The organism is Bhargavaea cecembensis (assembly GCF_000826125.2).
Lineage (GTDB): Bacteria > Bacillota > Bacilli > Bacillales_A > Planococcaceae > Bhargavaea > Bhargavaea cecembensis_B.
This window is the reverse complement of record NZ_LN651372.1, coordinates 384420-408632: the sequence shown is the minus strand read 5'-3', so window position 1 is coordinate 408632 and position 24213 is coordinate 384420. Positions and strand designations below refer to the sequence as shown.

General features: G+C 56.7%; 26 protein-coding genes. 20 read left to right on the top strand and 6 right to left on the bottom strand.

Translation table 11 applies throughout. The features are described 5' to 3' along the window. The first annotated feature begins 213 nt into the window (after positions 1-213). The gene (locus BN1189_RS04880; protein ID WP_040226078.1) at positions 214-1854 is read left to right on the top strand and encodes a DUF2207 domain-containing protein; all 1641 of its coding nucleotides are present in this window, start codon (positions 214-216) and stop codon (positions 1852-1854) included. 31 nt (positions 1855-1885) lie between these two features. Beyond that, the gene (locus tag BN1189_RS04875) at positions 1886-2155 is read left to right on the top strand and encodes a hypothetical protein (protein WP_040226077.1); all 270 of its coding nucleotides are present in this window, start codon (positions 1886-1888) and stop codon (positions 2153-2155) included. A 135-nt stretch (positions 2156-2290) separates the two neighbouring features. Here the strand turns inward: BN1189_RS04875 and BN1189_RS04870 are convergent, their stop codons facing one another. Continuing rightward, positions 2291-2941 (bottom strand): spore coat protein, encoded by a 651-nt coding sequence (locus tag BN1189_RS04870; protein ID WP_040226075.1) that lies wholly within the window; start codon positions 2939-2941, stop codon positions 2291-2293. 113 nt (positions 2942-3054) lie between these two features. On the opposite strand from BN1189_RS04870, the gene BN1189_RS04865 reads away from it, so the two are divergent. The 6 genes from BN1189_RS04865 to BN1189_RS04840 all read left to right on the top strand — a co-directional run bounded on the left by BN1189_RS04865 (position 3055) and on the right by BN1189_RS04840 (position 8354). Continuing rightward, positions 3055-3612, top strand: coding sequence for a GNAT family N-acetyltransferase (locus tag BN1189_RS04865; protein WP_040226072.1), 558 nt, complete (start codon positions 3055-3057; stop codon positions 3610-3612). 187 nt (positions 3613-3799) lie between these two features. After that, positions 3800-5122 (top strand): ABC transporter substrate-binding protein, encoded by a 1323-nt coding sequence (locus BN1189_RS04860; protein ID WP_098049684.1) that lies wholly within the window; start codon positions 3800-3802, stop codon positions 5120-5122. A gap of 87 nt (positions 5123-5209) precedes the next feature. After that, a complete protein-coding gene (locus BN1189_RS04855) occupies positions 5210-6121 on the top strand; it encodes a carbohydrate ABC transporter permease (protein WP_040226068.1) in 912 nt (303 codons plus the stop codon). Further along, the gene (locus BN1189_RS04850; protein ID WP_306610695.1) at positions 6118-6993 is read left to right on the top strand and encodes a carbohydrate ABC transporter permease; all 876 of its coding nucleotides are present in this window, start codon (positions 6118-6120) and stop codon (positions 6991-6993) included. The genes BN1189_RS04855 and BN1189_RS04850 overlap by 4 nt, the downstream gene beginning before the upstream one ends. Before the next feature lie 25 nt (positions 6994-7018). Beyond that, positions 7019-7225: a hypothetical protein gene (locus tag BN1189_RS04845; RefSeq protein ID WP_040226066.1), complete on the top strand. Its 207-nt coding sequence runs from the start codon at positions 7019-7021 to the stop codon at positions 7223-7225. Between the two features lies 1 nt (position 7226). Next, entirely contained in the window at positions 7227-8354 is a 1128-nt protein-coding gene (locus BN1189_RS04840) for an ABC transporter ATP-binding protein (RefSeq protein WP_040226063.1), read from the top strand. A 39-nt stretch (positions 8355-8393) separates the two neighbouring features. Here BN1189_RS04840 and BN1189_RS15995 read toward each other — a convergent pair whose 3' ends face one another. After that, positions 8394-8555 (bottom strand): hypothetical protein, encoded by a 162-nt coding sequence (locus BN1189_RS15995; protein WP_179860910.1) that lies wholly within the window; start codon positions 8553-8555, stop codon positions 8394-8396. A gap of 130 nt (positions 8556-8685) precedes the next feature. Between BN1189_RS15995 and BN1189_RS04835 the strand changes: the two genes are divergently transcribed. The 3 genes from BN1189_RS04835 (at position 8686) to BN1189_RS04825 (ending at position 11974) form a co-directional block, all read left to right on the top strand. Then, positions 8686-9540: a dimethylarginine dimethylaminohydrolase family protein gene (locus tag BN1189_RS04835; RefSeq protein ID WP_040226060.1), complete on the top strand. Its 855-nt coding sequence runs from the start codon at positions 8686-8688 to the stop codon at positions 9538-9540. A gap of 168 nt (positions 9541-9708) precedes the next feature. Beyond that, positions 9709-10794, top strand: coding sequence for an AI-2E family transporter (locus tag BN1189_RS04830; RefSeq protein WP_040226058.1), 1086 nt, complete (start codon positions 9709-9711; stop codon positions 10792-10794). A gap of 187 nt (positions 10795-10981) precedes the next feature. Beyond that, positions 10982-11974: a M23 family metallopeptidase gene (locus BN1189_RS04825; protein ID WP_040226055.1), complete on the top strand. Its 993-nt coding sequence runs from the start codon at positions 10982-10984 to the stop codon at positions 11972-11974. Positions 11975-12165: 191 nt separating this feature from the next. Here BN1189_RS04825 and BN1189_RS04820 read toward each other — a convergent pair whose 3' ends face one another. From BN1189_RS04820 to BN1189_RS04810, 3 genes are all read right to left on the bottom strand, one after another. Beyond that, positions 12166-13593: a sensor histidine kinase gene (locus tag BN1189_RS04820; RefSeq protein WP_040226053.1), complete on the bottom strand. Its 1428-nt coding sequence runs from the start codon at positions 13591-13593 to the stop codon at positions 12166-12168. Continuing rightward, the gene (locus tag BN1189_RS04815) at positions 13590-14309 is read right to left on the bottom strand and encodes a response regulator transcription factor (protein ID WP_082194145.1); all 720 of its coding nucleotides are present in this window, start codon (positions 14307-14309) and stop codon (positions 13590-13592) included. Before BN1189_RS04815 ends, BN1189_RS04820 begins: the two co-directional genes overlap by 4 nt. Positions 14310-14544: 235 nt before the next feature. Beyond that, a complete protein-coding gene (locus BN1189_RS04810) occupies positions 14545-15981 on the bottom strand; it encodes a S1C family serine protease (RefSeq protein WP_040226051.1) in 1437 nt (478 codons plus the stop codon). A 165-nt stretch (positions 15982-16146) separates the two neighbouring features. Here BN1189_RS04810 and BN1189_RS04805 point away from each other — a divergent pair, with 165 nt between their 5' ends. The 3 genes from BN1189_RS04805 (at position 16147) to BN1189_RS04795 (ending at position 17692) form a co-directional block, all read left to right on the top strand. Next, entirely contained in the window at positions 16147-16431 is a 285-nt protein-coding gene (locus BN1189_RS04805; protein ID WP_040226049.1) for a DUF6509 family protein, read from the top strand. Positions 16432-16639: 208 nt separating this feature from the next. Continuing rightward, positions 16640-16828, top strand: a complete 189-nt coding sequence (locus BN1189_RS04800) for a hypothetical protein (protein WP_040226047.1) — start codon at positions 16640-16642, stop codon at positions 16826-16828. A gap of 126 nt (positions 16829-16954) precedes the next feature. Further along, entirely contained in the window at positions 16955-17692 is a 738-nt protein-coding gene (locus BN1189_RS04795) for a membrane protein (protein WP_040226046.1), read from the top strand. Between the two features lie 33 nt (positions 17693-17725). Here the strand turns inward: BN1189_RS04795 and BN1189_RS16395 are convergent, their stop codons facing one another. After that, positions 17726-18076 (bottom strand): hypothetical protein, encoded by a 351-nt coding sequence (locus tag BN1189_RS16395; protein WP_052455644.1) that lies wholly within the window; start codon positions 18074-18076, stop codon positions 17726-17728. Positions 18077-18108: 32 nt separating this feature from the next. Between BN1189_RS16395 and BN1189_RS16390 the strand changes: the two genes are divergently transcribed. From BN1189_RS16390 to BN1189_RS15990, 6 genes are all read left to right on the top strand, one after another. Beyond that, positions 18109-18393 (top strand): hypothetical protein, encoded by a 285-nt coding sequence (locus tag BN1189_RS16390; RefSeq protein WP_052455643.1) that lies wholly within the window; start codon positions 18109-18111, stop codon positions 18391-18393. 98 nt (positions 18394-18491) lie between these two features. Beyond that, a complete protein-coding gene (locus BN1189_RS04785; RefSeq protein ID WP_040226161.1) occupies positions 18492-18902 on the top strand; it encodes a (deoxy)nucleoside triphosphate pyrophosphohydrolase in 411 nt (136 codons plus the stop codon). 6 nt (positions 18903-18908) lie between these two features. Continuing rightward, positions 18909-22037 (top strand): DUF3427 domain-containing protein, encoded by a 3129-nt coding sequence (locus BN1189_RS04780; protein ID WP_040226043.1) that lies wholly within the window; start codon positions 18909-18911, stop codon positions 22035-22037. 42 nt (positions 22038-22079) lie between these two features. Beyond that, a complete protein-coding gene (gene aac(6'), locus BN1189_RS04775; RefSeq protein WP_069201950.1) occupies positions 22080-22598 on the top strand; it encodes an aminoglycoside 6'-N-acetyltransferase in 519 nt (172 codons plus the stop codon). 103 nt (positions 22599-22701) lie between these two features. Further along, the gene (locus tag BN1189_RS04770) at positions 22702-23892 is read left to right on the top strand and encodes a DHH family phosphoesterase (protein WP_040226041.1); all 1191 of its coding nucleotides are present in this window, start codon (positions 22702-22704) and stop codon (positions 23890-23892) included. Positions 23893-23928: 36 nt separating this feature from the next. Further along, the gene (locus tag BN1189_RS15990) at positions 23929-24087 is read left to right on the top strand and encodes a hypothetical protein (RefSeq protein WP_179860909.1); all 159 of its coding nucleotides are present in this window, start codon (positions 23929-23931) and stop codon (positions 24085-24087) included. The last annotated feature ends 126 nt before the right edge of the window (positions 24088-24213 follow it).

Below are 24213 nucleotides of genomic sequence, written 5' to 3'. Positions count from 1 at the left end.
ACAATCGGGTTAATAGGGGGCGTCGGGGTTGAGTGTCAACGAATTCAGGGTGGCGAGTGTCAACTTGCGCAAGCGATCGGGGGATTTGCATGGGTATTGAACACGTTTCGCCCCCTGCGATGACACTCGCAATCCGGCCGTCCTGCTGACACCGGGCGAGCATCCGCTCCGACGAATTGGCACCAACACTTGGACAAAAAGGAGGGCGGACCGATGAAAAAGAAACTGGCGGGCACGATGCTGGTGCTGATGCTGTTCCTGCTCATGCTGGCCATGCCGGCGTGGGCGGCGGACCTGAAGGCGTCCGATTCGCAGATCCGGATCTGGGTCCGCGCGGACGGAACCCTCGATGTGAATGAGATCCATACATATACGATTCCCCCAGGGACCGCAGAGCTTCTCCGGCAGTTTCCCGATTCGGACAGCTTCCGGGCGAGGGGCTTTTCCGCGGGTGAAATAATCGGGGGCCCGGGCAAAATCGGGGAAGTGGCGGGCGAGCACGTCCGGGCGCTGCCCGCCGCCCAAGACGGGAGCGAGGTCCGCATCGGCATTCCGGAAGGCGGGGGCAGGCACAGGCTCATCTACGCGTATCAGCTGGACGGCGTGCTTTCCGTCTACAAGGAATACAGCGACTTGGACGTGACGTTCTTTTCGGGCTGGAGCCGGGAGTTCGAGGGCCTGGAGAACCTGGAAGTGTCCGTCGTCTTCCCGGAGAACACGGGGGAGTCATCCATCCGGCCGTTCACCCGGAACATGAACGGGTCGGATGCGGATATCCGGCCGAACGGGATTACGTTCCGGGATCCGCTCGTGGAATATCCCGAAGAAGCATCCTACCGCGTGTTCTTCCCCTCCAACGTCCTCACCGGGGCGGCGAAGAAACCCGCACCGATGAGCCTGGAGGAGGCTTACCGGGAAGAGGCGGACCTGTTTAAGCGGAAGGCGGATATGAAGCCGTACCGAGACGCCTTCAGCCTGTACGGGGGAATGGTCGGGTTCATTGTCCTCCTGCTTGCTGCGGCTACGCTGTTCATCCCGCAGCGGGTGCCGGTCATGATCAATCGGCGGGAGCTCATCCTCGGGACCGATCCGCTTTATCTGCATATGATCCAGCGGGCCGGCCGGTTCTCTCCGGCCGTGCTCGACGCGGCGGTGATGTCGCTGCTTGAAAAAGGGAAAGTCGCGGCGGCCGGGCAGGGAAAAGCGAAGACGTACCGGCTGCTCGTTCAGCCGGACGGGCTGCTCCCGTTTGAACAGGCGCTCGTTGAAGGTTTCTTCAAAAGGGAGCCGGGCGGGATCTGGCTGCTGTCTCCTGAAGACGCCGAAGCGGCCCGGCGGAACCGCCGGCTGCGTGACTGGCAGACGTCCCTCGTGCCGCTGTTTGAGGAAGCGGGCACACTCAACCGGAGAATCCCCCGGTTTGTCCTGCTCACGGCCGCTGCCGTTCCGGCCATGGCGGGAGTCCTCGGGGGCATCGTCTCTGGAAAGCCGGTCTGGTGGACGCTGCTGTTTGCGGCGGGGGCGGCAGTGCTGCTCTTCTTCCATTCGAAAAAACCGGAGCGGCGCTGGATCGCCGTTCCGTATGTGCTTTATCTGCTGGCCGGCGTGGTGATGTACGGCTTTCCGGACACCGGGGCGGTTGTGATCATCGCGCTCGCCGCCTACCTCATCGTCTGGCTGCTGTTCCCTCGCACCGTCCTCCGGTCGCTTTTCGCCAACCGGCTCAAATATGCGATCAACCGGTTCGCGTGGCGTCCGGAGCGGCGGGACTTTACGGGCTTCTCGCCGAAAGAAGTGCAGCTTTGGGAAAACCGGAGCGCGGTCCTGCGCAATAAACGGCTGCCGGGACAGTGACGGATCTACTTGAGAAAGGGGTGTGGGACGCATGTTTGAACTGATTGCCGCTTTGCTGGAAGCGATTCCGGATCTCTGGCCGTCGAAGAAGAACCGCCTCGTCAACCGAAGACTTAAGCTCTTAAAAGAAACCAGTGTATATGACGGGCTGAACGACCGGTACGGGCCGCTCGTGCTGTCCAGCCGACGCTTCCGGGACTTTCTCTACCTGGAAAAGGTTGAGTCATTCTCGGGCGACTGGGGGAAGATGGAGGCATTTCTTTACAGGCTGGATGCGTTCGTGAAAAAAGAAAACCTTTAAAAAAGGCAGGGACACCGGGGCGTTTGGCCGCCGGCGTTCCTGCCTGATCTATTTTAAAACAGCCGCCGGGCGGAGGATGGCCCGCCGCCCGGAGCTGCCGGAATGAGTTGAGACAAAGCGAACGGACTTCGCCGGTTACTGCATGCCCGGCTGGTTGCCGGTCGCCGGGGCGTAGGCGTTGAGGATCGCCTGCATGTCGGCATCCGCCAGCTGCGGCACCTGATAGTAATGGTGCTTGTTCTGGTAGATCGACAGTTCATAGGCCATTTCGAGACAGTTCGGGACCGAATCCGCGAGCACACGGCGGACGACCGGGTTTGTCGTCTCGAGGGCGGCCGCCGTTTTGCCGGTCGCACTTGCCTTGGCGGAGCCGAGGAGGAATCCGGAAATGGCCGCGTCGTCGATTTCCTGCGGGGACATCATCGGCTTTTTCGGCTGGGCCTGCTTCATGCCGTAGATGAAGTCGTTGCCGCCCGCCATCTGGTAGCGCTGTGTCGGAACTTGCGGGTCCTGGCCCGTCTTGAAGCAGTCCACGAGCGTGTTGTACTCCTGGCGCATGAACCGGTACTGGCGGTCCATGATATCAATGAGCTCCGGATCTTTCGCGTGCTGACGGAGCATCGTGGACTGGTCCATCGCGGCGATCGACTGGGACAGCACTTCATGAACGTCAAAAAGCTCGTGGCCGCCGTGGTTCATATCCGGCGGAACCGTTCCGGTATGCATGTTTTCGTGTGTCTGGCCCTGCATCTGGTTCTGATTCTGGCCGAATGGGTTTTGCGTCATTTTTTGTGTTTCCCTCCATTTGTGTTTTGTATGAACGACGATAGTATGTGTGGGCCGGCGTCCATTATGCGTTCCGCCTTTTGGTATGATGGGAACAGGGGGGTGCCGGAACATTGAACGGGAATGATCTGTTGATCGAGACGGAGCGGCTCATCCTGCGGCCGTATATAGAGGAAGACTATGATGCCTGGCGGAAAGGCCTGGAGGAGCGCGTCCTGCCGAAGCATCCGTATGACGAGGGGCGGCCGGCTGAACTGAACGCGTCGACGCGCAGCTGGTTCAATGAGTGGATCCGGGGATTCCGGGAAGCGGCGGACCGGGACCGGATGGTCATCCTCGGCATTTTCCGGAAATCCGACGGGGCCAACATCGGCAAGATCGAAGTCATCACGATTCTTCGGATGGACTATGACTGGGCGATGATGGGCTACCAGGTCAACAACCAGTTTTTCCGGAAGGGCTACGGGAAGGAAGCGGTCATCGCCTCGGCGGAAGCGTTTTTCAGGGAACTCGGCTTTCACCGGATCGAGCTCCATATCCGGCCGGACAACCTTCCGTCGAAGAAGCTCGCGGAAAGTGCGGGCTTCCGGTTTGAATGCAGGCGGCCGCGGTTTGCGCGGGAAGGCGGGGAATGGCTGGACTATGATATTTACACGAAAGAAGAGGCATGAAAGACGGCTCTGTCAACAATCGACAGAAGCCGCTTTTTTTCTCTTCTGTAACCTTCGGACTATGTGAATATTTGAATTTTGATTGTAAACTGGGGTATAAGGTTTACTTTCTTTTCCGGCGGGGAAAGGAGAAGAAGGTTATAGGCCTTTCATACATAATCCAATCATGAATAAAGGGGGAAATGGCTTGCGAAACCTTAGATGGCTGAGCATTCTGTTCATCGCCGTTCTCGTCCTTTCGGGATGCAGCGGCTTCTCGAAAGGCGATTCTGCAAAAGATGCCAAGAATGAAGAGGGCGAGAATGGAAAGGTCGTCCTTGATTTCTGGACGTTCTGGGGTTCGGAGATCCGCCGGCCGATCATCGACAAGATCGTCAAGGACTTCAATGATTCCCATGACGAGATCGAAGTCAAGCACACCTTCATCCCGTGGGGGGATATCTGGACGAAGGAACTCGCATCCATTGCGGCGGGCTCTCCTCCGGACGTCGTGATCAACGACATCAACGCAACCGCACTCCGCGGACAGAAGAAGCAGGCCGAAAACCTGTCCAAGTACTTGGAGAAAGACGACATTTCCGGCAACTTCTACGAAGAGCTCTGGAATGCGACCCTTTATGAAGGCGACTCTTACGGGATTCCGTTCAACACGGACACACGCGTCCTCTTTTACAACAAAGACGCCTTTGAGGAAGCCGGCCTGGATCCGGAGCAGCCTCCGAAAACATGGGACGAGCTTGAGGAATTCGCTGAAAAGCTCGACGTGAAAAACGGCGACAAATACGACCGGATGGGCTTTTACCCGCTCTTTGGCGCGGGGACGGACATCTGGATGATGAACGCGGACAAAGTCAACTTCATCGACGAAAATGACGAAGTGCAGGTCAACACGCCTGAAAAGCTCGACACGCTCAAGTGGCTGAAAGGCTGGCATGACCGGTACGGCGCCAACAACATCAACTCCTGGCAGTCCCAGATGGAGAGCCAGCAGGGCAACCCGTTCTTCTCGGGCGACCTCGCCATGCTCGTCCAGCAGCCGACGTTCTACACACAGATCCGCGACTATGCGCCTGACCTGAACTTCGGCGTCGCGCTTCTGCCCGAAAAAGAGCCGGGCAACGGCAACACAAGCTGGGGCGGCGGCTTCGTCGCGGAAATCCCTTACGGGGCCAAAAATCCGGACGAGTCATGGGAGTTCATCAAGTACCTGACCGACAAAGAGGCCCAGGAATACTGGGCCGTGAAGAACTTCGACAACGTCGCGAACAAGGAAGCGGCGGAAAGCGCGGCGACGAGCGACGAGTTCGATGAAAACGGCAAGATGGTCTACCAGCTGGCCGTCGAAGCGATGCCGCAGACGATGCTGACGCCGACGCCGATCGTGGCGCCTGACTTCCCGACGCTCATCAATCCGGAGTTCGACAATGTCTACCTCGGCAAGAAGACGCCGGAACAGGCGCTTGAAGATGCACAGGAAAAAGTCCAGAAACTGATCGACCAGAACAAATAATCCGCAATATCGGGAAGGAGGGCGGCGCCGTCCCCCTTCCTTTTTTATTTGCCGCCGCTCACTAAAACAGAAAGGAGGCGGAAGGGGATGGCCGGACGCAAGCGATTCAATTACAAGACGAAGGAGGGCCTTCAAGGCTATATTTTCATCCTCCCGTGGATCATCGGGTTCATCGTGTTCACGGCAGGGCCCCTCCTGTTCTCTTTCGCCGCCAGCTTCACGAACTACAATGTCACTTCGCAGATGGACTTTATCGGCGTGCGGAACTACGAAAAGCTGTTCGCCGATGACCAGCTGTTCTGGACGTCGCTTTACAACACGCTCTATTACGTCGCGTTTTCAGTGCCGATCACGACGGTCGGCGCGATTCTCCTGTCGGCGCTCCTGAACCGGGACATGCCGGGCATGCGCCTGTTCCGGACGATCTACTATCTGCCGGCCGTCCTGTCTGGCGTCGGGGTCTACCTTCTCTGGATGCAGCTGCTCGAGCCGGGGACAGGGCTCGTGAACACGGTCCTCGCCTGGTTCGGCATCGCCGGTCCGAACTGGCTGTTCGATCCGGCCTGGACGAAGCCCGCGCTCATCTTCATGAAGCTCTGGAGCGTCGGCGGCGGCATGCTGCTTTATCTGGCGAGCATGCAGGGGATCTCCCGCAGCTTATACGAGGCGGCGGAGATCGACGGTGCCAGCGCCTGGCAGCAATTCATCCGGATCACCGTGCCGATGATCACGCCCGTCATCTTCTTCGACGTCGTGACGAGCCTCATCGGCGGATTCCAGATCTTCCAGGAAGCCTACGTCATGTCGAACGGCGAAGGCGGGCCGGTCAATTCGATGCTCTTCTACAACCTGTACATGTGGAAAAAGGCGTTTGAAGCCTTTGACATGGGCTATGCGATGGCGATGTCATGGATTCTCTTTATCATCGTCTTCATACTGACGATCATCAACCTGAAACTCGCGCCGAGATGGGTGCATTACGAAGGGGGCGGGAAATGATGAACAAGCCCGCTGCCGAGAAGCACGCCCATTTCGACACGATCCAGGGCAGGCGCCGTGCGCTGAACATTATCAACTGGATCCTGCTTGCTGCGGGAAGCCTGCTCGTTTTGTCGCCGCTCTGGTGGATGATCATCACGTCGGTGAAGACGATGCAGGAAGTGATGACGTACCCGCCGACGTTCTGGCCGGAAAGCTGGAACTGGAGCAACTACATCCGGACATGGGAAGCCGCGCCGTTTGACCTGTACACGATCAACACGCTGACGATCACGATCCTCGTCGTCCTCGGCAATGTGTTCGTCAACTCGTTCATCGCGTACGGATTCGCCAAAGTGCCGTTCAAGGGGCGCAACGCGCTGTTCGCCATCGTCCTGTCGACGATGATGATCCCCGGGTTCGTCACGCTCATCCCGCAGTATGTCCTGTTCGCGAAGCTCCAGTGGCTGAACACGTACTACCCGCTCGTCGTCCCGGCGTTCTTCGGGAGCGCGTTCAACATCTTCCTGCTGCGGCAGTTTTACATGACGATTCCGGACGAACTGATCGAGGCGGCCAAGATGGAGGGGGCGAGCCACTTCTGGATCTGGTGGAAGATCGGCCTGCCGCTCACGAAGCCGGCGCTCGCCACGGTCGCGATCTTCTCCTTCAACGGGGCGTGGAACGACTTCCTCGGGCCGCTCCTCTACCTGAATGACGAGAACCTGTATACGCTCCAGCTCGGCCTGCAGGTGTTCAAAGGCCAGATGAGCACCCAGTGGAACTATCTCATGGCGGGATCGCTGCTCGTCCTGCTGCCGGTGATCATCCTGTTCTTCTTCTTCCAGAAGTATTTCATCCAGGGCATCAATCTTCAGTCGGGCGGAAAGTGACGGCCGGACGGAAAGGGGCAACCGTATGTTGAAAATCGAAGTGAAAAAACGGTCCGGCGGCCGGGGGAAAGACAGCCCGCCGGACAAAGAGTTCAGCCTGGAGATCAGCACGGCATTCCTGTGCATCCTCCTCGTTCCGGTGATTCTGCTCGCGCGGTCCCGGAGCCGGAGTCCGTTCATGACCAATACCAACCACACATACAACATCCAGCCGCGCAGGGAAGTGAACTGAAATGGTGAAAATCGAACTGAATCATATCTCGAAGACGTATGAAAAAGACGTCACCGCGGTGAAGGACTTTAACCTGGAGATCGAGGACGGCGAATTCATCGTCCTCGTCGGGCCGTCGGGCTGCGGGAAATCGACGATGCTGCGGATGATCGCAGGGCTTGAGGAAATCACGGCAGGCGAATTCATGATGGACGGCCGCCTCATGAACGATGTTCCTCCGAAAAGCCGCGACATCGCGATGGTGTTCCAGAACTACGCACTCTACCCGCACATGACCGTCTATGACAATATGGCGTTTGCGCTCAAGATGCGGAAGTTCAAGAAAGACGAAATCCGCCGGCGTGTCACCGAGGCGGCCAAGATTCTCGGGCTCGAGGAACTGCTCAAGCGGAAGCCGCGCGCCCTTTCCGGCGGACAGCGCCAGCGGGTCGCGCTCGGACGGGCGATCGTCCGGGACGCGAAGCTGTTCCTCATGGACGAGCCGCTTTCGAACCTCGATGCGAAGCTGCGGTTCCAGATGCGGGCGGAAATCTCGAAGCTGCACAACCGGCTGAAGACGACGACCGTCTACGTCACGCATGACCAGACCGAGGCGATGACGATGGCGACCCGGATCGTCATCATGAAGGACGGCGTCATCCAGCAGGTCGGCTCGCCGAAGGAAGTGTACGACTTCCCGGAAAACCGGTTCGTCGGCGGGTTCATCGGCTCGCCTGCGATGAACTTCTTTGAAGGCCGAATCGAGGGCGGGGGATTCGTCACAAACGACGGCATCCGGCTCGAATTGCCGGAGACGAAGGCGCAGGCGATGAAGGCGGCGGGCTACGGGGACGGGGCGGTCACGATGGGCATCCGGCCGGAGAACATCACGCTTGAGCCGCCGGGCATGTCTGGTGAATCGCTCGTCCCGGTCGAGTCCGAAGTGATTGTTTCCGAACTCACGGGCGCCGAGACGCTCCTCTACTCGAAGCTCGGGGAGCAAGACTTGATCGCCCGGATCGATTCGGGGCTCGATCTCCGGATGGGCGACAAAGTGAACCTCGCCTACGACATGGAACTGGCCCACTTCTTCGATGCGGCGGACGGCGCCAGGCTGCGGCTCGGAGAGGACGCGGGCATTTCAATCTGATGCAAGAAGAAACCGGCACCCATCACTGGGGCCGGTTTCTTATTTGCCGTCCTTGTTTTCAGAATCGCCTGCGCCTGCTTCTTCGCGCGCCTCTTTCTGTATATCATCAAACTTGTCTTCGGCTTTCTTGGCCGCGTCATTCACCTTTTCGGACCACTTCGTCTTGTCGTCGCCGGTGTTGTCTGCATAGCTTTTCGTCATGCGAATCGCGCTCCTTTTTCATTCTCTTCTACAGTATTCCCGCTCTCCCGCCAAACAAACAGAATGTTTTCTTCGGCGGGAAAAAGGGAAGAGTGCATCGATACTGATGCATAATGGAGGAGAATGCAGGATGACGTTGCCACTGGACGAATCATCGAAGATCAAATGTGACACCGAATACGGCGAGCTGCAGACGGTGATCCTCTGCCCGCCGCGCTATATGGCCATCGAAGAAGCGATCAATGAAGTGCAGAAAGCATACGAAGACGATAATATCGACCGGGACCGTGCCATGGCCCAGTACCGCGAATTCCGTGATGCGCTCCGCAAACACGGGGTGGACGTGATCGAGCTGGAACCGTCGGAAGAATACCCCGAGCAAGTATTCACCCGGGACATCGGCTTCACCGTCGGGGATGAAGTGTTCATCTCCCGGATGGCGAGCGACATCCGCCAGGGCGAGGAAGAGCTGCTCGAGAAGTTCCTCGAACAGCACGGGCTCCGGCACAGGAAAATCGAGGGCGGCAAGATCGAAGGCGGCGACGTCATCGTCGACCGCGACACGGTTTACGTCGGCGTGAGCGGCCGGACGTCGGTGGAGGCGATCGCCGAACTCCCGGAGCACCTGCCCGGCCGGCGAGTCGTTCCGATTCCTTTTGATGGAAAGTATCTGCATCTCGACTGTGTGTTCAACATCCTCTCGCCGAAGACGGCGCTCATCTTCAAGGAAGCGCTCGACCCTGACACCGTACGGGCGCTCGGCGCGAAGTATGATCTCATCGAAGTCGGCAAAGACGAGCAGTTCACGATGGGCACGAACGTCCTGTCGATCGGCGGAGGAAAGCTGTTCAGCCTGCCGGCCAACCGGAGAGTGAATGAAGCCATGCGAGAACGCGGCTACGACGTGATCGAAATCGACTTCTCGGAAATCATCAAATCCGGCGGCTCGTTCCGGTGCTGCTCGATGCCCGTTGAACGGACCTGACCGATCCCCGCAGCGGCCATGCTGCGGGGATCTTTTTGGGTGCAAAGATTCGCCGGAAGTCCGGGATGAACAGGCCCGGGTTCCATGCCGCGTCTTTTGGGGTATAAGCAAATATAGCTGACAGCGCTCGCCCGGTTGGCGAAAGACATACGGGATGGGGGGATAGACATGCTGAAGAAACCTTGGTTCCAAGTCGGCGTTGCAATCTTGCTCGGCATTTTGATCATCAAGTACTTCATCGAAATCCAGTTCATCTTCGAACCGCTCGTGATCATCGCGAAAACGGCCATCGTGCCGGTCATTTTCGGCGGAGTGCTCTTTTACCTGGCCGTGCCCGTGCAGCGCCGGCTCGAGGCGAGCAACGTACCGCGCTGGGGCAGCATCCTTATCATCCTTGCCATCGTGGCCGTGATTATCTGGGTGTTCGTTGCGCTGATCGGACCGATTGTTACAAAGCAGGTGAATAACCTCGTCGACAATGCGCCGGAACTGACCCGGCAGCTCAACGATGTCCGCGTCGACCTCCTGCATCAGAAGGACGATTTGCCGGACCAAGTCCAGACAACGCTGAATAACGCACTCGACCGGGTGGAAGCGAGTGCCGTGAAATTCGGCAGCTGGGTCATCCAGTTCCTGCAGACGGTTGCCCAGGCGCTCGTGCTGCTGATCCTCGTGCCGTTCTTCTTCATCTTCATGCTAAAGGACCACGAAAAATTCGCGCCGCGCATTTATAATCTGTTCCACGGCAAGCGCCGGGAGTGGGTCAAGAAAACCCTGCATGACATCAACCATGTGCTGAGCTCCTATATCCAGGGACAGCTTCTGATCAGTACGATTCTGGCGACACTGATCCTCATCGGCTATCTGATCATCGGCTTGAAATATGCCCTGCTGCTGGCGCTGTTCGCACTCGTCATGAACGTCATCCCGTTCCTCGGCCCGTGGATCGCGTTCGCGCCTGCCGCCGTCATCGGCTTTCTGCAGGACCCGAAAATGGTCATCTGGGTGTCGCTCGTTACACTCGCCGCCCAGCAGACCGACAGCCATCTCATCACTCCGAACATCATGGGGAAGACGCTCGACATCCATCCGCTCACGGTCATCACCCTCATCCTGGCTGCGGGAAATATCGCAGGGTTCTTCGGCATCCTGCTGGCCGTTCCGACTTACGCGGTGATCAAAGTCGTGGTGATCAATATTTACGAACGCAGGAAAGAGATCAAGCAGGCCGCCACAAAGAACGTAGGCACCTAGACAGGAAACAATTTATTTCCCGGGAAATCGCTTTATTTCCCGGGAAATCGACAATTTCAGCGAAATATTTCCCGAATGGGGGAAATACTTCGGGAAACAGGCGCAAGCTGCAGATCAATGACCGCTATTTCCCACGCATGAGCGTGTGCGGGCCGGCAACCCTAAACGGTGAAAGGAGGTTTTCACCGTGCGCCATTACCTATGGCTGCCGGCCTATTTGCTCATGCTGTCCTTTTTCCTGTATGTGCTCGTTTCAACAGAGGGTGAGGAAAGCGGAGTCTCCGCGGAGATGACACTTGCGGAAGAGCGCATGAACCTGTACATGACCTATGAGACGCCGGCCGCCCCGTGGCATCTTCTAGCGGCCATCGACCGGTACGAACGGAACATCCAGCGCGTCCGGAGAGACCTGGAGGAAGTGGAAGGCGCAATCGCCTTCCGCTTCCCGGAGGCCTTCTGGGCGGGCGCCCCGAACCCGGAACACGGGGACAGCGATCCGGCCGCCATCGAGTTCTTCGACGGGCGCGGGCTGGACGGGAACGGAGACGGCAAAGCCGATCCGGGCGACCCCGAGGACATTTTGTTCACGCTGGCCGCCTCCCTCGGAAAGCACGGAGCGGATGAAGAGGCCCACCGGCTGGCGCTCTGGGAATTCTACGGCAGCGAAGAGGCGGTCGGCCAGGTCATGACCATCTCCGGCCTGTTCCGCCACTTCGGCACGATCGAGCTCGATGACTACGCCTTTCCGCTGCCGAAAAGCCACAACTATACGTACAAGGGAACATGGGGGGCGAAGCGGGGATGGGGCGGACGGCGCATGCACGAAGGCACCGACCTGTTCGCCTCATACGGCGTGCCCGTGCGCTCGGTCACATACGGCGTCATCGAAGTGAAAGGCTGGAACGAGTTCGGCGGCTGGCGCATCGGGATCCGTGATGCTGACAATGTATATCATTATTTCGCTCATCTCGCATCTTTCGAAAAAGGTATCGAACAAGGACAGTTCGTCGAACCCGGCACCGTCGTCGGCTACGTCGGCAGCTCCGGATACGGCAAGGAAGGCACCGCCGGAAAGTTCCCGCCGCACCTCCATTACGGCATGTACAAATTCGACGGCCGCAGCGAATGGGCGTTTGATCCCTATCCGTCGCTCCGCCGATGGGAACAACAGGGGAAATAAATGAAGGGCTGCCGCTCCTGGTGGAGGGCAGCCCTTTTGGCGCAAAATGTTTTACACCCGCAGTCCGGATACACAACGTTTCATCGGAGATAAGCAACGCTTTAGCTGAGATACACAACGTTTCATCGAAGATAAGCAACGCTTTGGCTGAGATACACAACGTTTCAACGGAGATACACAACGTTTTAGGATCACGCCCCCATAGCCGGCTCGGTCCCGTCCGGTATCCGGATGGTGAACACCGTCCCGGACCCTTTTTCGCTGCGGACACTGATGTCGCCTCCGTGCAGCCGGACGAGCTGGCGGACGATCGACAGGCCGAGGCCGAATTCGCCGAATGGGTTGGATGTCCTTGAGACGCCGGCCCTGTAGAAGCGGTCCCAGATCTTCTCGACGTCTTCCGGGTCGATGCCGGCTCCGGTGTCCGCCACTTCGATCACCGCCGCATCGCCTTCCCGCCGGCCCCTCAGCACGATCTCGCCGTTTTCCGTGAACTGGATGCTGTTCTTGGTGATGTTGATCAGGATCTGAATGAGCCGGTCGTAATCGGCGTCGACCGCAGCTTCTCCTTCAATCTCAACACGGATCACGTCGCCGCGCTCTTCCGCCAGCGGCTCCAGCTGTTCGGCGATCACCGAAAGCACGTCTTCCAGCCGGATTTCCTCGCGCTGAAGCGTGATCTGGCCGGACCTGATTTTCTCATAATCCAGGTTTTCATTCACGAGCCGGATGAGCCGCCGTGTTTCCTTGCCGGCAAGTCCGAGCGCCCGGCTGCGTTCCGCTTCGGGAATCATGTCTCCCCGAATACCGTCCAGGATGCCGCGGATCGTCGTGAGCGGTGTGCGCATCTCGTGGGAGACATCGGCGATGAACTGCCTTCGCCGGTTTTCAAGCCGGTCGATTTCTTCCATCGAGCCGCCGAGCCGGCCGACCATCGCATTGAAATCACCCGACAGCTCGCCGATCTCATCGATGCCCGATGCAGGCACCCGGACGGAGTAGTCGCCGGCCGCCACATCGGAGGCCGCGTCCCGCAGGCGCCGGAGCCGCTTCACATGGAAAGCCGAAAGCGCCCATCCGAGCAGGAGAGAGGCGGCGAGCGCCGCGAGCATCGCCAGCAGGAGATAGCGGTTCAGCTGCGAGATGATCTCCCTTGAGCCGGAGATCGGCGACGTCAGCAAAATCCCGCCGGTGAATTCGCCGCCCCGCACATACGGCAGGAGGGTGAACGTCACGCCCTGCCCCGACCGCTCGTACTCCTGGTTCACGACGAGCGTCTGCCCGGCCCGGATCTTGTCCCACTCCTCTTCCCTCAGCTTGATGAGGGATGCAGGCCTGCCGGAAGAATAAAGGACCGCCGAATCGGCATCGAACAGGCTGTACTGGATGTCCCGGCCGCCGAGCACCCGCCCGTATTCGCCGAGCGTCCTGCCGGAGGCGGCCGGATCTTCCGACAAGTCCTGCAGAATATTCTGTCCGTAGCTGATCAGCTCGTCGGTTTTATTTTTGTAAATGAGCCCTTCCGCAAAATGGGCGAACATGAGGTTCAGGATGAGGAACGCGATGAGCAGCACGCCGACATGGCTCGCGATGAGCTGGTACAGGTAGCGGAACTTCATGCGCCGTCCTCCGGCTCCTCAAACCGGTAGCCGACTCCCCAGACCGTATGGAAAAACTGCCGGCCGTCCTTCTCGGTCTTGCCGCGCAAGCGCTTCACATGGACATCGACGGTCCGGTCATCCCCGTAGAAGTCATAGCCCCACACGCTCTCGATCAGCTGCTCGCGCGTGAACACCTGCCTCGGATGGCGGGCGAACTGGGCCAGAAGGTCGAATTCCTTCGGCGTCAGATTCGGCACCGGTTCGCCGTCAAGAAACGCTTCCCGGGTCTTTTCGTTGATCCGGAAATGCTTCGTCCGGATGATGCCCTCCTCGCCCGAATCGGCCGTCCGGATCCCGTACCGGCGCGTGACGGCGCGGATTCGGGCCATGAGCGCAGCCGGGCTGAACGGCTTCGTTACGTAATCGTCCGCGCCGGTCTCGAGTCCGGTCACCTGATCGGCCTCCGACGTCTTCGCCGTCAGCATGATGATCGGCACTTCAATCCCCGCCTCCCGCACCTTCCGGCAGATTGTGACGCCGTCCATCCCCGGCAGCATCCAGTCGATGATCAGGCAGTCATACCGGCCCGACATCGCCTCCCGGTACCCGTCATTCCCGTCCGCGACGAATGTCCCCTCGATCCCTTCTTTCTGAAAGAACATCCCGATCATCGACAGTACGCTCTCGCTGTCCTCAATCACCAGAATCTTCACCGCAGCCGCCTCCGTTCCCATCTTCTTCACTTCCTTTCAGTATAATCAAACCCGCCTTCTCAAGCCATGAATCCTCCCGGTGCCGTCTCCGATGACACTCGGCCCCCGTGCGATGACACTCGCGGCGTTTCCGGTGACACTCGAGCCCCGTGCGATCACACTCGCGGCGTCTCCGTTGACACTCGCTTCCAATCACACCCCACCAAAAAAACACCCGCCGCGGCACTCGGCCGCCCGCGGGCGCATCAATGATCGATCAAGACTGGGTGGACGGTTTGTTGGTGCCCAGGACCACGCTGATCTCCGTTTTCTCTCCTCCGCGGTAGACGGTGAATTTGGCCTGGTCGCCGACGCTCAGCTTGGAGTAGAGGAAGCGGCGGAGTTCCTGGCCGCCTTTGATCTGTTCGCCGTTGATTTCGGTGATGACGTCGCCTTCCTTCAGTCCGGCTTTGGCGGCTGCGGCTTCCGGATCGACGCCCGCGACGTAGACGCCGTCAGAGATGTCGTTCGGCAGATCGTTGACGTAGCCGCGCGGGATTTCGTTCACATTGTACATCGAGATGCCGATGTACGGACGTTCGATGTGGCCGTTCTTCATCATTTCTTCGACGAGCGGGACGACGTCGTTGGACGGGATGGCGAAGCCGAGCCCTTCGACGCCCTGGCCGCCGATCTTCAGGCTGTTGATGCCGACGACTTCGCCGTTCATGTTGACGAGTGCGCCGCCGGAGTTGCCCTGGTTGATCGCGGCGTCGGTCTGGATGACGGTCATTTCCCATTCGCCGGCGGACGTGTCGACGCTGATTGACCGGTCGACGGCACTCACGATGCCTTCTGTGACGGAGCGGGAGAACTGCAGGCCGAGCGGATTGCCGATCGCGACGACCGAATCCCCGGCGCGAAGGCTGTCCGAGTCGCCGAATGAAAGCGGAGCGGCGTCAATCTTGTCCGCGTCCACACTTACGACCGCGAGATCGCTCAGCGCATCGGAGCCGACGAGTTCGGCTTCCGCGCGTTCGCCGTCGGTGAGGGAGACTTCAAGTTTCGAAGCGCCTTCGACAACGTGGTTGTTCGTGACGATGTAGGCCTTGCCGCCGTCCACCTTGATCAATACGCCGGAGCCGGTCGCGTATTCCGCTTCCTTGCCGGGGCCTTGGGAGAACGGGTTTTGCTGGGTCTGGTAATTCACGATGCCGAAGATGGAACCGGACGCCTGCTCGACCATGTCGGCGAGGGAGCCGTCCGTGGCGACTTTCACCGGCTGCGTTGTCTGTGAACCGGACTCGACGGAGGACTGCGCCGGTTCGTTCGTCGCGGCGGGCTCCTGGTCGAGCATCGGGACGGCGATCGCGAGGGTGAGGACCGAACCGATCACCCCGCCGCCGATCGTCTGCAGCCACCCGAACCGGGAGCGTGCCGGCTTGTCCGGTTTCGAGGCCGACCGCTTTACGTTCACCGGCTCGCCGGGATCAGCCGGTTCCCGTGCCGGTTCAGCCGCGCCCGGCATATCCGACCGGAAGGCCTCTTCCCGGTTGACGCCTTCCAACGGCGTCTTCTCCGCGGGGACGGGCTGCTCAGCCTCCGTCTCGCCCGGAAGCCATTCCTCGCGCCGGACATCGTCTCCCGTCATACGGTCCGCTTCATTTTCATTCAAATTGCGTTCACGATCATCCGATCCGTTGAAATTCGTCATGTGTGGTTCCTCCTCATGTGCTTGTGTAAACAGAATACAAAACGTTTATGAACAAACTATTAACAACGCTCGCCCCGATGGAAAAAATAGATTCCCGCGAGTCCCTGACGCTCTGCTAGGGTATACTAAGAAAAGACGAATCCCCGAACGAAAGGTTTTGAAGAGATGGACATCACAGGACACCAGGTCGAGCAGCTCCATGACCCGACCGGCATCATCGAAGGCGAGCGATACGAGTTCTTCCTGGATCTCGACATCGACGAAGAAGACGAGCTGTACACGGAAGGCGGCGTCCGGCTCCGCGTCCTATACGCAGTCCGGGACGGCCGGGAATGGATCGCCGCTTATGACTTCATCGGGGCCGCCACCGGTGAAGTGCTCGGCTTCGCCCTCGAAGACGATGAAGAAGAAGAAGTGAACGCCTATTGCCGCGCGCATCTGGGCGAATGAAACAGGAGCGGGCCGGACGACCGGTCCGCTCTTGCCGTTCCTCCGTCTTTTCCCCGGGAGCCGGCATGCAAACAGGATGGGCCTGCATAGAATATGGCAAGAGGCTTTCAATTTGTAAGAATATTTGATATAATAGAATTGGAAAGTCAAACGTTCAGCCTCGGAGCACCAGTTGTCATCAGTCCCGGACAGGAAAGGGGTGAACCCATTGATTCTGCGATTCGGCGACCCGGAAGAGATGAAGCGCCGCCGCGATCCCGATGAACATGCCATTCTGAACATGATCGACGAAGGCGGCCCCGTCCAAGGACAGACGCAAGCCGCAGAGCCGTTCCACGCCGCCCGGGAGGAAAGCGGGTTTGGCGAGGATGAGCTCCGCAATATTACGTACCAGTAAAACGGAAAACGAAAAGCCCCCGCAGGCCGCATCTGCAGGGGCTTTTTCGATTGAAACCGGCCGTGTTTGGAAATTTCCGGGCAAGGGAAAGCGGATAAGACAGTCTGTTTTCCGGGAGGGACCGCCGTGTCGCCGACACTCTTTACATTCATCCTCGCAGCAGGATTCGTCCTGCTGCATTTATTCTCCAAAAACATGAAGTTTCTCAGGGACTCCCCGCGCAGCCGCATCCTGTCGATCGCCGGCGGGATTGCCGTCGCCTACGTGTTCCTGCACTTGCTCCCGGACCTCGCCGAAGACGAAGAAAAGCTGAAAGGGACGCTGGAATACGCCACAAACCGGTTCCTCGAGCACCATCTGTACATGATCGCCATGCTCGGCCTCGCCATCTTCTACGGCCTCGAACAGATGGCCAAAGCCTCAAAGCGAAAGAACGCCGCTACGGGCGGGCGCAAGGCCAGACCGCTCGTCTTCTGGATCCACATCGGCTCATTCACGCTCTACAACGCACTCATCGGCTACCTGCTCGTGCGGGAAGAATTCACGAGCCACTACGGCCGGCTGTTCTTCTTCATCGCGATGGGCGTCCACTTCGTCACGAACGACCGGGGGCTCCGCGCGACACATAAGGAAGACTACGACCGGTACGGCCGCTGGCTTCTCGCCGTCGCCATACTCGCCGGCTGGCTCATCGGGACCGTCACGGAAGTGAGCGACGTCATCATTTCCTACCTGACCGCACTGCTTGTGGGAGGCGTCATCATGAACGTCATGAAGGAGGAGCTGCCGGAAGAGCGCGAAAGCAGCTTCCTCGCGTTCTTCGCCGGACTGGCGGGCTACTCGCTCATCCTGATCATGCTCTGACCCGCACACCGCAATTCTGGAGGAGATCCCATGTCACCGACCGCGCTCACCCTGATGCTCGTCACCGGGTTCATCGTGCTTCATCTGTATTCCAAAAACATGCTGTTCCTCGACGGCGTGCCGAGAAGTCGGATCCTGTCGGCCGCGAGCGGCGTCGCCGTCTCCTATGTGTTCCTCCGGCTCCTGCCGAACCTCGCCGACTACGAGGAGGAGCTTGAAGGGACGCTTCATTTCGCCGCAAACCGTTTTCTCGAACACCATCTGTACATCATCGCACTCGCCGGCCTCGTCATCTACTACGGCCTCGAACAGATGGCCGAAGCCGCCCGGAGGAAAAACGAAGCCCTGAACCAGACCGGACAGCCCCGGATCTTCTGGATCCACATCGCTTCATTCGCCCTGCTTTCTTCGTCGCCATGGGCCTCAACTTCGTCGTCAACGACTGGGGCCTGCGCGGCATCCACAGAGGCTACTACGACCGGTATGGCCGCTGGCTCCTCGCCGCCGCCATCTTCGCCGGCTGGCTCATCGGCACCGTCACAGAGATCGAAGACGTCTTCATCTCCTACCTCAGCGCCTTCCTCGCCGGCGGCGTCATCATGAACGTCATGAAAGAAGAACTGCCGAAAGAAAGGCAAAGCAGCTTCCTGGCGTTTCTGGCGGGGGTTGTGGGGTATGCGGTGATATTGTTGGCGGTTTGAAAACCTTGTTCCATCAGTTGGGACAAGGCTTTTCATCATCTCGATGGATCTGTTAATTATGGTAGACTGGAGAGGACTTGGAAATGAGGAGGGAAGTCATGAAAAAGAATATTCACGTAGTGGGGGCCGTGATTTGGCGGGATGGAAAGATTTTATGTGCACAGCGCGGGGCCACAAAAACACTTGCTTACAAATGGGAGTTTCCCGGCGGTAAAATTGAAGAAGGTGAAACACCGGAAGCGGCTCTAAAGCGGGAAATTCATGAAGAAATGGACTGCACCATTGAAGTCGGAGAGCGCGTCGAACATACCGTATATGAATATGATTTTGGCATCGTACACTTAACGACCTACCACTGCAAAGTTGTGATCGGCGAGCCGAAACTAACCGAACATATCGATGCAAAGTGGCTTCACCCAAGTGAATTACATAACCTTGACTGGGCTCCGGCTGATTTGCCGGCGATTGAAGTGCTCATGACTTCCTCAATTCCACTAGGCGAGAGGTGACCCGAAGTGCAGCAAGGCATTTATGAACAGTTAATAAATGAAAAGATACGAACAGATTTGGATGCGCTTTCTCTGGAAATGTATGCCGTCGATACAGAGGTGCTTGACGAAGAAGAGGCGAAGACATATCTATCTGCATACATAGGAGCAGTAACGAAAAAAGCGCTCAGTATGATCAGAGAACAACAGGCGGACAAGAAACTTCTTGCTCAGATTAAAGTGTGCAATGAAGTAATCGAAACGCTGAGTCATCATCTTCAAAAGCAAGAATTCCTTCAGCTAAAGTTGGAAGAGAAAGGTGAAATTCTGACTTCGATTTACGAGAAGCTCAATTCAATTTATGCCATTAAAGATGAAAAACCAGTTCGTCCTGTGACATCTATTTCTCAAAGTTCTCTTTTCACCGGTTCCCAAGCTGAACCGAACATGCTGGAAGAATTGCGGAAGGAAATCTTATCCGCTGACGAGATTGATTGGCTCGTTTCATTCGTGAAATGGTCAGGAACCCGAATAGTGCTTAATGAGCTCCGAACGTTTACCGAACGGGGTGGGAAGCTCCGGATCATCACAACATCCTACATGGAAGCGACCGATTACAAGGCACTTGAGGAACTCAGCAAACTCCCGAACACGGAAATCCGCGTATCTCTTGATAAAGAACGAACCCGCCTCCATGCCAAGGCTTATTTGTTCAAGCGTGCAACAGGTTTTAGCACGGCGTATATCGGCTCATCGAACTTATCGAATCCCGCATTAACGTCTGGCCTTGAATGGAACCTTAAAGTAACCGAGCAAGATTCATTTGACATCATTCGGAAGTTTAAAGCGACGTTTGAGAGCTACTGGAATGACGGAGAATTTCGTTCTCTAGGAGATCCGAGCACATGGTACGCTCTGCGGTCCTCCTTAACAAAAGATCGAGTAGCCGAAGAACAAGTAGCATACAACCTCGATATTCGCCCCTACTTTTATCAACAAGAAATCCTCGATGAACTGGATGCGGAGCGAGTCGTTCACGGTCGTTACCGAAACTTAGTGGTTGCCGCAACAGGCGTCGGAAAAACAGTTATTTCCGCTTTTGATTTCAAAAGGTTCTTGAAAGAAAAACCAAATGCTAAACTACTTTTCATTGCTCACCGCGAGGAAATCCTAACGCAAAGCTTAGCTACTTTCCGGGCAATCTTAAAGAACGCAAACTTTGGAGAACTATTTGTTGGAAAACATGTGCCGCACTCTCTGGATCAGTTGTTTATGAGCATTCAAAGTTGGAATAGTAAGCAGATGGAGAACCTGACCTCCGCGGACTTTTATGATTTCATCATTGTAGATGAGTTCCACCATGCTGCAGCGCCGACTTATCAGCGGTTACTTTCTTATTACCATCCGACCGTCTTACTCGGTTTGACAGCGACGCCAGAGCGGATGGACCAGAAAAGCGTCCTTTCTTATTTTGATGATTATATTGCATCTGAAATGCGCCTAACCGAAGCCATTAATCGAAAACTGTTATCTCCATTTCACTATTTTTGTGTGACTGATATTGTTGATCTTTCATCAATAAAATGGACTCGGAAAGGTTACGACCTCGATCAATTATCGAATCTGTATACAGCGAACGATCGTCGTAGCGATTTGATTCTCGATGCAATCGATCGATATGTAACTTCGTTGGAAGATGTAAAAGGACTTGGCTTCTGTGTGTCAGTCGAACATGCAAAATACATGGCCGCTTATTTCAATAAAAAAGGGGTGCCAGCTCTCGCGCTCTACGGAGATTCCCCAAATGAAGAAAGAGAAACTGCGAAGAAACGACTTGAGAGCGGAGAAGTGAAGTTCATTTTTGTTGTGGATCTTTATAACGAGGGTGTTGATATTCCTGCGGTCAATACGATCCTATTCCTGCGACCAACTGAAAGCTTGACCGTCTTTCTTCAGCAATTAGGCCGTGGACTACGGCTTGCCGAGGGAAAGGAGTGCCTCACAGTCCTTGATTTCGTAGGTCAAGCTCATCAAGACTATCCGTTTGAAGATAAATTCCGTGCACTTGTAGGACCTTCCAAGCACTCGATCCGGCACTATGTAGAAAATGGATTCTCTTATTTACCAAAAGGCTCCGTCATTCTGATGGAACGGCAAGCTAAAGAGTATATTCTACGGAATGTGAAGACGACAAAAATATCAAAAAAGCAACTCGTCACGAAGCTTCAATATTTTGAGCAGGACACAGGACTTCCGCTAACATTGCTGAACTTTTTAAGATATGAAGGACTTACTTTGCATGACTTCTACGGCAATAAAAATCGAACATTTGAAGGGTTGAAAGCTGAAGCTGGCCTGATTGAACCATTTTCTAATCCTTTCGAAGACGTGCTGAAAAAGCAGATCCATAAGCTCTTTCATTTTGACTCGAAAGACTTGATCCAGTTTATGATTCGTTATGTACAAGGAGAAGAGTCGATAGATGAACAGGATCATTTAATGATCGGTATCCTGTATTACTCGTTTTATCGGAAACCGCCACATGAATTAGGTTTTTCATCAATGGATGAAGCATTAAAGCGGTTGTTTTCTTTTGGAGAAAATAAAGCCGAGATTCTGTCTGTGTTACAAGTCTGTTTTGAAAACATTCACCACATTGATCTTCCTTCTCCATTTCCTTATTCGTCCCCATTACGTGTACATGGCAGGTATACAACCGATCAAATTATGGCTGCCTTCGGTTATTACAACGATGAACAAGCACCAGCGTTTCGGGAGGGCGTTAAACATTTTGAGCTGCTAAAGACCGATGTGTTTTTCATTACATTGAACAAATCCGATAAGGAGTTCTCGGAATCTACGATGTATGAAGACTATGCGATTAATGACAAACTGTTTCACTGGCAATCACAAAGCCGAACTTCTAATACAAGCCCTACAGCACAGCGCTATATTCATCAGCAAGAACTAGGACAACAAATTGCGCTATTCGTTAGAGAATACAAGACCGAGAATGGTTTTACTTCACCGTTTACTTTCTTAGGGACCGCAAATTATGTTAGTCATGAGGGGAGCCAGCCTGTAAGTTTTGTCTGGAAACTCAACACTCCGATGCCAGCCCAGCTGGTACCGAAAGCTAATAAAAGCATTTTATAAGCGGAATTATACAGACCAAAACGCCAACAAGGAGGACTTCTGTTGATCAGAAAAGCACAGTTTGAAGATGCTCGGACGGTCGCCGTTCTCGCAGACCGGCTCTGGCCCGGCCAGGGGGTTGTCGAATTTGAGAAAGAGATGCAAGATCTGCTGATTGATCCCGATGCTGCGGTCTTCCTCGCATTCGCCGGCACTGACCCCGCCGGTTTTGCCCAAGTACAGCTCCGGCATGATTATGTTGAGGGCACCTCGTCGAGCCCTGTCGGCTATTTGGAGGGATTGTTCGTGATGGACGCGCACCGGCAGGAAGGGCTTGCGAGGGAGCTTGTGGGCCGCTGTGAGGAGTGGGCGCGGCTCAAGGGCTGCACGGAGTTTGCGAGCGACTGTGAGCTGGGCAATGAGGTCAGCCGAAACGTGCATCTGAGCCTCGGCTTTTCTGAGGCAAACCGGATCATCTGTTTTGCGAAGAAGCTGGAGGAGCGCGGAATCGGATCGGATGATTACGAACAGGATCCCCGGATTGCCGATTCGGTTCCGGGCAAGCAGAATGGAGGAAAATGAACCGCCCGGCGGTACGGGCGGTTTTTTCGCCTGCCGGCGGGCGAAGACGCGCGAAAACGGGTATACTGGAAAGAGTGTTCAATGCTTGAGTAGAGGTGATTCGGTGTATAAATTATTGTCCCACAACGATCTGGACGGCATCGGCTGCGGCATCGTGGCGAAGATGGCGTTCGGGGACGACGTGAAGGTGAGATACAATTCGGTCCAGATTCTTGACCGCGAAGTGGAGAAGTTCCTGGAGAGCGGTGATCTGGCAACGGAGCTGATCATCACCGATCTGTCGGTGAACGAAGAGAACGAGAAGCGGCTGGAGGAGTTCCGCAAGGCGGGCGGGAAGGCGGTGCTGATCGACCATCACAAGACGGCGCTGCACCTGAACGAGTACGAATGGGGCCGCGTGCAGGTCGAGGAAGAGGAAGGCCGGCTCGCATCCGCGACGTCGCTCCTGTACCGCTACCTGATCGATGAAGGCCTGCTTGAGCCGAGCCGCACGGCCGATGAGTTCGTGGAGCTCGTCCGGCAGTACGACACGTGGGAATGGGAGAAGAACGGCAACGACAAGGCGCGGCAGCTGAATGCGCTGTTCTTCCTCGTGTCGTTCGACGAATTTGAGTCGATGATGCTTGAGCGGCTCCAGGAAGGCGGGCCGTTCAAGTTCAGCCCGTTCGAGAAGAAGCTCCTCGGCATGGAAGACGACAAGATGACGCGCTACATCCGGAAAAAACGCCGGGAGATGGTCCAGCTCGAGGCGGACGGCCTTTATGCGGGCGTCGTGCACGCGGAGTCGTACCACTCCGAGCTCGGCAACGAACTCGGCAAGGACAACCCGCACCTCGACTATATCGTCATCCTGAACATGGGCGGGCGCAAATTGTCGTTCCGCACGGTCCACGACGACGTCGATGTGTCCGAAGTGGCCGGGACGTTTGGCGGCGGGGGTCATGCCAAGGCGAGCGGCGCCTCGATGTCGAAGGAGGCGTTCGAGCTGTATGTGTCCGGGTCCTTCCAGAAGGATCCGCTTCGCGAAGACGCGCGCCACAACCGCTACAACCTGAAGGAATCCCAGTTCGGCACGATCTACCGCGCGCCGGACGGCGACCTGTACTATATCCACCGCAACGAAGAAGGCCGCTGGAGCGTCGAACGCAACGGCAACGTGCTGGACGAGACGTACAAGACGTTCCGGGAAGCGGAGAAGGCCCTGAAGCGCGAGAAGGGCGTCTGGCTGCTCAACGATGACCAGTTCGTGAAGTTTCTGATGCAGCGGCTGGAGAAGGCGGAGCAGGGCTCTTAATCGGAAGGGGTACCGGACTGAACAGGAGGGACCGCCATGCATGAACTGGTTGGAACATGCGAAGCATGCGGGAAAGACGTGTTTTGTCAGAACGGCTTTTTAAACGGTGTATCCGAAGGCGGCAAGCTGCTCTGTTTTGAGTGTGCCGACGGGGATGATCGCGGAGATCGTCCGCAGAGTGAAGAACAAAAGTGATTAATGGCAGGCAGGGATCCGTATTCCCTGCCTGTATTTATTTTGGCGGAAGCCGGGCGGAACGGCTTGTCCACATGGGGATAAGTCGGCGGCGGGACCAGCTGTTCACATGTGCATAAGAAAAAC